The organism is Capnocytophaga sp. oral taxon 329 str. F0087 (assembly GCF_000213295.2).
Taxonomy (GTDB): domain Bacteria; phylum Bacteroidota; class Bacteroidia; order Flavobacteriales; family Flavobacteriaceae; genus Capnocytophaga; species Capnocytophaga leadbetteri_A.
Window position 1 is genome coordinate 1 of the sequence record NZ_KN390116.1, and the last position, 698, is coordinate 698.

Genomic DNA, 698 nt, shown 5'->3' on the forward strand with positions numbered 1-698 from the left:
CGGCGAACAACTAACACCCACAACCCCCGATAGCCCACCCGCCAACGACGACAACAAAAAGAATTACACCCCCTACCTCATAGCAGCTGGCGTACTCGTCTTAGGAGGTATAGGGTACTATATTTATAAGAAAAAGTAACCTATGGCAAAGAAAACAGCCCCTAAAAGCCCGCCAAAGAACAAAGATGCTCACTATTGGCAAATATCAATAGCCCTTTCAGCTCTTAACGTGCTTATTATGCTTTACCAGTTGAACAGAAAATGAAAGGTATAATCACAGGATATACTAACGCTCTACTACGCACCCGCGCTGAAGTAGAAGCCGAAGCCGCCCGCAGGCTTGCCATATGCCGAAAATGCCCCTTATATCGCAACACTTTTGGCTTAGTAGAACGCTGTGCGCATTGTGGCTGCCCATTATCCGCCCTTACGCGTCAAAACGAAAAAACTTGCACCCAATGGAAGAATTTATAAACCTACATAACCGCACTGTATCACGCTCTGAAGTAGAGCGTGTGATTTCTATTGCCAAAGAACAAAATAACACAGAGGTCATTTACCGCCTCTCTCGTATACTCAATGCTTATCCTACCGAACAGCGTTTTGTCATCAATATAAAGGACTATCCAACCCCTCCTACAGCCCTTGCTGGCGCACACCACACAGGCGACTACCGCGAAGCCCTCGACGATTGTGGA

General features: G+C 46.7%; 3 protein-coding genes. All 3 read left to right on the forward strand.

Annotation, left to right across the window (positions count from 1 at the left end; translation table 11 throughout):
* The first annotated feature begins 142 nt into the window (after nt 1–142).
* The gene (locus tag HMPREF9074_RS12805; RefSeq protein WP_255359617.1) at nt 143–265 is read left to right on the forward strand and encodes a hypothetical protein; all 123 of its coding nucleotides are present in this window, start codon (nt 143–145) and stop codon (nt 263–265) included.
* Nucleotides 262–474 (forward strand): hypothetical protein, encoded by a 213-nt coding sequence (locus HMPREF9074_RS11685; protein WP_034541122.1) that lies wholly within the window; start codon nt 262–264, stop codon nt 472–474. The genes HMPREF9074_RS12805 and HMPREF9074_RS11685 overlap by 4 nt, the downstream gene beginning before the upstream one ends.
* A partial coding sequence (locus HMPREF9074_RS11690; RefSeq protein WP_034541124.1) for a hypothetical protein occupies nt 459–698 on the forward strand: 240 nt, incomplete at its 3' end. The genes HMPREF9074_RS11685 and HMPREF9074_RS11690, both read left to right, overlap by 16 nt.